Annotated in this window: 7 protein-coding genes and 1 pseudogene; all 8 read left to right on the top strand. The window is 45.3% G+C overall.

The window, feature by feature from the left end:
* The first annotated feature begins 354 nt into the window (after positions 1 to 354).
* The gene (locus JEU20_RS10830) at positions 355 to 1,662 is read left to right on the top strand and encodes a citrate synthase (RefSeq protein WP_198246030.1); all 1,308 of its coding nucleotides are present in this window, start codon (positions 355 to 357) and stop codon (positions 1,660 to 1,662) included.
* A gap of 36 nt (positions 1,663 to 1,698) precedes the next feature.
* Positions 1,699 to 1,941: a GlcG/HbpS family heme-binding protein gene (locus JEU20_RS10825; RefSeq protein WP_198246028.1), complete on the top strand. Its 243-nt coding sequence runs from the start codon at positions 1,699 to 1,701 to the stop codon at positions 1,939 to 1,941.
* 58 nt (positions 1,942 to 1,999) lie between these two features.
* Positions 2,000 to 2,755, top strand: a pseudogene (locus JEU20_RS10820) (IS1 family transposase).
* A gap of 91 nt (positions 2,756 to 2,846) precedes the next feature.
* Positions 2,847 to 3,227, top strand: coding sequence for a succinate dehydrogenase, cytochrome b556 subunit (gene sdhC / locus JEU20_RS10815; RefSeq protein ID WP_198246026.1), 381 nt, complete (start codon positions 2,847 to 2,849; stop codon positions 3,225 to 3,227).
* 3 nt (positions 3,228 to 3,230) lie between these two features.
* Positions 3,231 to 3,611: a succinate dehydrogenase, hydrophobic membrane anchor protein gene (gene sdhD / locus JEU20_RS10810; RefSeq protein ID WP_198246024.1), complete on the top strand. Its 381-nt coding sequence runs from the start codon at positions 3,231 to 3,233 to the stop codon at positions 3,609 to 3,611.
* 4 nt (positions 3,612 to 3,615) lie between these two features.
* Positions 3,616 to 5,400, top strand: coding sequence for a succinate dehydrogenase flavoprotein subunit (gene sdhA, locus JEU20_RS10805; RefSeq protein WP_198246022.1), 1,785 nt, complete (start codon positions 3,616 to 3,618; stop codon positions 5,398 to 5,400).
* Positions 5,400 to 6,179, top strand: coding sequence for a succinate dehydrogenase iron-sulfur subunit (locus tag JEU20_RS10800; RefSeq protein WP_281066775.1), 780 nt, complete (start codon positions 5,400 to 5,402; stop codon positions 6,177 to 6,179). The genes sdhA and JEU20_RS10800 overlap by 1 nt, the downstream gene beginning before the upstream one ends.
* A gap of 1 nt (position 6,180) precedes the next feature.
* Positions 6,181 to 6,417 (top strand): FAD assembly factor SdhE, encoded by a 237-nt coding sequence (locus JEU20_RS10795; protein WP_198243579.1) that lies wholly within the window; start codon positions 6,181 to 6,183, stop codon positions 6,415 to 6,417.
* Positions 6,418 to 6,435: the final 18 nt, after the last annotated feature.

Here is a 6,435-nt window from a genome sequence, read left to right as displayed (position 1 = left end):
GCTGTGATGTATGTAAATTTTAGGGTTAAAATACAAATTGCGTAACATCAGTTAATAACTGAATGAATCCAGATCAGTCAATGGAATTAAACGATACAAACTATCACTCTGTGTGCTCTGTGATCTCTGTGTCGATAAAAGATAGAGGCCAGAGATGACTTTTTCTTTCACGGTAATGATGAAGGAATGAGATTGAAGAGCCGCTGCGTAACATCAGTTAAAACTTTGGCGGGTAATGACTTTGACTAAATAAGGTGTTGTGTAATAATCCGGTCATTCCAAAAGGTTATCCTTACATTTTTCGATGTGCTGCGACAACCGTATTTTTATCAGCAACCAAACAGGCAGGATTGAATGTCAAAAGACAGTTTATCTATTAGGCATAACCGCACCGGGAAGACGGTTGAATATCCCTTGCTACAAGGCACATTAGGTAAGGAAACGGTTGATATTCGTGCCATTCACAAAGACTTAGATTGCTTTACTTACGATCCGGGATTTACCGCAACGGCCAGTTGCAAAAGCCATATTACGTTTATTGATGGTGATAAAGGCGTGTTGTTGTATCGCGGGTATCCGATCGAACAATTAGCTGAGCACTGTAATTATCTAGAAGTGGCTTATTTGTTGATGAATGGCGAGTTGCCGAATGCGACTCAATTACAAGATTTTTCTTTAGAAGTAGCCCATCGCTCCATGGTGCATGAATCCCTGCGCAATTTTTTTGATGGTTTTAGTTATGATGCGCATCCTATGGCGATGCTGGTAGGGGTAGTGGGTTCGTTGTCGGCCTTTTATCATAGTGAATTGAATATGAAAGACCCTGAACATCGTAGGGTCTGTGCGGTTCGGATGATCGCTAAAATGCCAACTATCGCTGCAGCCTCTTATCGACATTCGGTAGGTAAGCCGTTTGTTTATCCCCGACTTGATTTAGGCTATTGTGAAAACTTTCTGAATATGATGTTTTCGCGTTCCTCCCCTAACTATATCGACCCGAACTATTCAGTCGACCCCATTGAGAAAAAAGCACTTAATCTGTTGCTGATTTTACATGCCGATCATGAACAAAATGCCAGCACATCGACCGTTCGACTCACTGGCAGTACGGGCGCTAACCCTTATGCCTGTATTGCCGCGGGTATTGCCGCGCTTTGGGGGCCTGCGCATGGCGGTGCCAATGAAGCCGTGTTACGAATGCTGAAACAAATTGGCAGTGTGGACAGAATTCCTGAATTTATCGCCCGAGCCAAAGATAAAGACGATCCGTTTCGACTGATGGGTTTTGGTCATCGGGTGTATAAAAATTTCGATCCGCGGGCGACAATCATCCGTCAAACCTGCTATGAAGTGCTGGAAAACAGCAATCGGCAAGATCCTTTGTTTGAATTGGCGCTGGCGCTGGAAGAATACGCCTTGAAAGATGAATACTTCATCGAGCGTAAACTATATCCTAATGTCGATTTCTATTCCGGCGTCATTTATCGTGCGCTGAACATTCCGGAAGAAATGTTTACCGTTATGTTCGCTATTGCCAGAACCTCGGGCTGGTTGGCACATTGGCTGGAAATGATGGCCGATCCATCTACCCCTATCGGTCGCCCCAGACAATTATACTTAGGGCCTGAACAACGCAATATCATTCCTATTGATGCACGCTGATACGCATTGTTGATTAAAAATATATTGAGGTGAAACTTGGAAACGATTTACAAATTAACCTTGGCAGATGCCAAACGTATTGCCCATGCCGCAGAAATGGAAGCAAAAATGAATAACTGGGAGGTGGTTATCGCGATTGTCGATCATGGGGGACATTTAATTTATTTACAACGCGATAATGCGCAATTAGGCAGTATTGATGTGGCTATTGGTAAAGCTAAAACAGCTTTATTGTTTCGCTGTCCGACCAAGGCCTTGGAAAAAATGGTAGTGGGTTAAATCTGTATTTATGCTAGGAACAGTAGAATAAGAAAGTGATTTATTGCATAATTCCCTCATGAAATATTATCAAGCAATCGCCTGCCCAAACTGTACTAATACTCAACTGATGAAATCAGGCAGAAGCGATGGTGGTGTACAGCGATATCGTTGCCAGACTTCAGACTGCCCAACCAACACTTTCATGTTGGAATATTGTTACAAAGCCTGTGAATTTGGAATCCAAGAAAAAATTGTCGAAATGGCTATCAATAGTAGTGGCACTCGAGACACAGCACGGGTTCTTAAAATCAATAAAAACACAGTGACCCGCACTTTAAAAATAAAGAAAACAGTCTTGTTCAGGTGAACCCTCTTTTTCAGACCTTTGATCAAGGGAAACCATTGGAGGTCAGGTTAGAGCAGGTCTGCTGTGAAGAGGCCGAAGTGGATGAACAGTGGTCTTTGTAGGCAATAAAGCAATCAACGCTGGCTATGGCACGCTGTTGATCATAAAACCAACACGGTACTCGCTTATGTTTTGGCAAGCGTAAGGACATTGTTTTCAAAGAATTAAAAGCGTTACTTAGCCCTTTAAATATTGGCCGTTATTACACCGATGACTGGGGGCTTATGAGCGTCATCTTGATGCTGAGATACATGAAATAGGGAAGAGAAATACCCAAAAAATTGAACGAAAAACCTGAATTTTAGAACATGGATCAAACGATTGACCCGTCGAACAATCTGTTTCTCTAAGCTAGAAAAAATGCATGATATTGTGATTGGTTTGTTAATAAATAAGGTAGAATTTGGCAGAAACATCCATGCATAAACACAGATTTAACCCACTACCGATTTTTTATCAAGTGCTTTTATAAGCGCAGCGTATAAAGCTCAATTAATTGTTAACGCTGAGGTGTATCATGAATGAAGATAAGCGTCCGTTGTCACCGCATTTGCAAGTCTATCGTTTGCCGTTGACCGGCATTATTTCTATTACTCATCGAATGACCGGCGTATTGCTGTCTTTAGGCATCGTTATGATGGTTTCGATTTTCGTTATCCTGGCTCAGGGAGAGCAGGCTTATAGTACATTGCAGATAACCTTAAATCTGTTTGGGGTACAAGTGGCCTTATGGGGTTTTATCTATGCCTTGTTTTTTCATTTATGTCATGGTGTTCGGCATTTGATTTGGGATGCAGGTATGGGCTTTGAACGTGATGACATGAATCGTTATGCCGTGATCGAACTGATTGCTTCTGTCATTTTGACAGGGTTTGTTTTCATATTTTTCCAAGGATAAATCATGCGCTATCAATCCGAATTGGCACGCGCCCAAGGGATGGGATCGGCCAAGTCTGGTACACATCACTGGTGGATGCAAAGGATTACCGCAATCGCCTTGCTGCCTTTAAGTTTTTATCTTCTCCAATTTCTTCATTTAGCATTAACCGTACCCTATTCAGAAACCCAAGAATGGATGCAGCAGACGCTTAACAGCGCCGCTTTGATTTTGTGGATTATCGCTGTTTGTTACCATGCCGCTTTAGGCCTGCAAGTGGTGTATGAAGATTATATCTCTCGCATAGGGCTACGCATGACCATGGTCTGGTTGACGCATCTCATTTTTATTGGATTGGCCGTGACGGCCGTTATCGCCATTCTTAACCTTGTATTCGCTGGATAATACCATGACATCAAATTACAAAATTATTGAACACAAGCATGATGTCGTCGTCGTCGGCGCCGGTGGCGCGGGTTTGCGCGCTACCTTTGGCATGGTCGAAAAAGGCTTGAAAACAGCCTGTATCACTAAGGTTTTTCCAACCCGAAGTCATACTGTGGCTGCGCAAGGTGGCATTAGTGCGGCATTGGGTAATATGGGTGAGGATGACTGGCGCTATCATATGTACGATACCGTCAAAGGTTCAGATTGGTTAGGCGACCAGGATGCTATCGAATATATGTGCCGGGAAGCGGCGGCTGCGGTTCTGGAACTGGAACATTATGGCGTACCCTTTTCCCGCACCGAAGATGGCAAAATTTACCAGCGTCCCTTTGGTGGCATGACAACGCATTATGGCAAGGGAATGGCGCAGAGAACCTGTGCCGCAGCCGATGTCACAGGTCATGCCATTCTACATACGCTGTATCAACAGGCTTTGAAGCATAAGGCAGAATTTTTTATCGAATATATCGCACTCGATTTGATTATGGATGGCGATGAATGTCGCGGTGTTTTAGCCTGGTGTCTGGAAGACGGTTCACTGCATTTATTTCGTGGGCATCAAACTGTTCTGGCGACCGGTGGTTATGGACGTTGTTATTTTTCATGTACCTCAGCACACACCGTAACAGGTGATGGCAATGCCATGGTACTGCGGGCGGGTTTACCGTTACAGGATATGGAGTTTATCCAGTTTCATCCGACCGGCATCTATGGGGCAGGCTGCTTGATTACCGAAGGGGTACGCGGAGAGGGCGGTTATCTGACCAATTCAGAGGGTGAGCGTTTTATGGAACGGTATGCGCCGACGGCCAAGGATTTAGCTTCACGAGATGTCGTCAGTCGGGCCATGACCATAGAAATCAATGAAGGGCGTGGCGTTGGTCCGAATAAAGACCATATCTATTTACACCTTGAACATCTTGACCCTGCCATTATTCACGAACGTTTACCTGGAATTGCCGAAACCTCGCGTATCTTTGCCGGTGTCGATGTGACAAAACAGCCGATACCGGTGATTCCGACGGCGCATTACAACATGGGCGGTATTCCGACCAATTACAAGGCCGAGGTAGTGACCTTGAAAAATGGTGAACCCGATACCGTGGTGCCCGGTTTGATGGCCATTGGTGAAACCGCCTGTGTTTCTGTTCATGGTGCCAATCGTTTAGGCTCTAATTCATTGTTGGATATTATCGTGTTTGGTCGTTCGGCGGCTATCCATTGTGCCGAAATTATCAAGCCAGGTCAGGCACATAAACCATTGCCGTCCGATGCTTGTGATAAAGCATTGGCGCGCTTCGATAAAATACGCCATGCGAAAGGGTCGCTGAAAACAGCCGAGATTCGGTTAGCTATGCAAAAAACCATGCAAACCCGTGCTGCTGTGTTTAGAACGGGGGAAACGCTGGCTGAAGGTATCACCGAAATGCAACAGGTCGTCGAATCGTTTGATAATGTTAGCGTCAGCGATACCTCGTTGATCTGGAATACCGATCTGGTAGAAACATTAGAGCTGGATAATTTACTTCGGCAGGCGACGGTCGCCATTCATGCGGCCCATAACCGGCAAGAAAGCCGCGGCGGTCATGCACGGGAAGATTTTCCGCAACGTGATGATGAGAGCTGGATGAAACATACCTTGACCTGGCACGATGATACCGGTGTCAAGATAGATTATCGCCCCGTTCATCTTTACACATTGACCGATGAGGTTGATGTTATCCCACCTAAAGAGAGGGTTTACTGATGGTTGAATTTTCCTTGCCCAAAAATTCCAGATTGACAAAAGGTAAAACCTTTTCCGCCGCAGCGGATGCCAAAAATATAAAAGTTTTTGAAGTGTACCGTTGGGATCCTGATTCGGGTGAAAATCCGCGCATCGATCATTATGAAGTAGACCTGGATCAATGCGGGCCGATGGTATTGGATGCGATTTTAAAAATCAAAAATGAAATCGACCCAACCTTGACTTTCCGGCGCTCCTGTCGTGAAGGTGTTTGCGGCTCTTGCGCGATGAACGTCAATGGTAAAAACACCCTGGTATGCACCAAGGCGATTTCAGATTACGATGGCGTCATTAAAGTCTTTCCACTGCCGCATATGAAGGTGGTCAAAGACTTAGTACCTGATATGAGCCATTTTTACGCCCAGTACGCTTCTATAAAACCATGGATAGAAACACAAACGCCCGCGCCTGCCGACCGTGAACGTTTGCAAAGCCGGGAGGAACGCGCCAAACTTGATGGCTTGTATGAATGCGTTTTGTGCGCCTGTTGCTCTACCAGCTGCCCTAGTTACTGGTGGAATAGCGAGCGTTATCTAGGGCCTGCAGTCTTGTTGCAAGCCTATCGCTGGTTGACCGATAGCCGCGACGAAAATACCGGCGAGCGCCTCGATGAACTAGAAGACCCGTTCAAACTATATCGCTGTCATACCATCATGAACTGCACCGATACCTGCCCGAAAGGGTTGAATCCTGCCAAAGCCATTGCCGGTATCAAGCAAATGCTGATCGAACGCAAGTGACGTGGATGCGGATTTAAACAGACTGCGCTGGCGTTGTCGGCGTGGGACGCTGGAACTTGATGTCATTTTTCGACGCTTTTTGGAGCAAAAATTCAGTCAGGCAACAACCGAGGAACAACAGGCTTTTATTCGACTGTTGGCGTTGGAAGACAATACATTGCTGCATTACTTCATGGAAGAACAAGAGCCAGATGATGCCGCGCTGAAGGCGCTGGTTGCCAAAATGCGGTTGGATTAAACCGTAATCATTGGATTG

It is taken from the genome of methane-oxidizing endosymbiont of Gigantopelta aegis (assembly GCF_016097405.1).
GTDB lineage: Bacteria > Pseudomonadota > Gammaproteobacteria > Methylococcales > Methylomonadaceae > Methylomarinum.
This window is presented reverse-complemented; position numbering and strand designations above follow the sequence as displayed.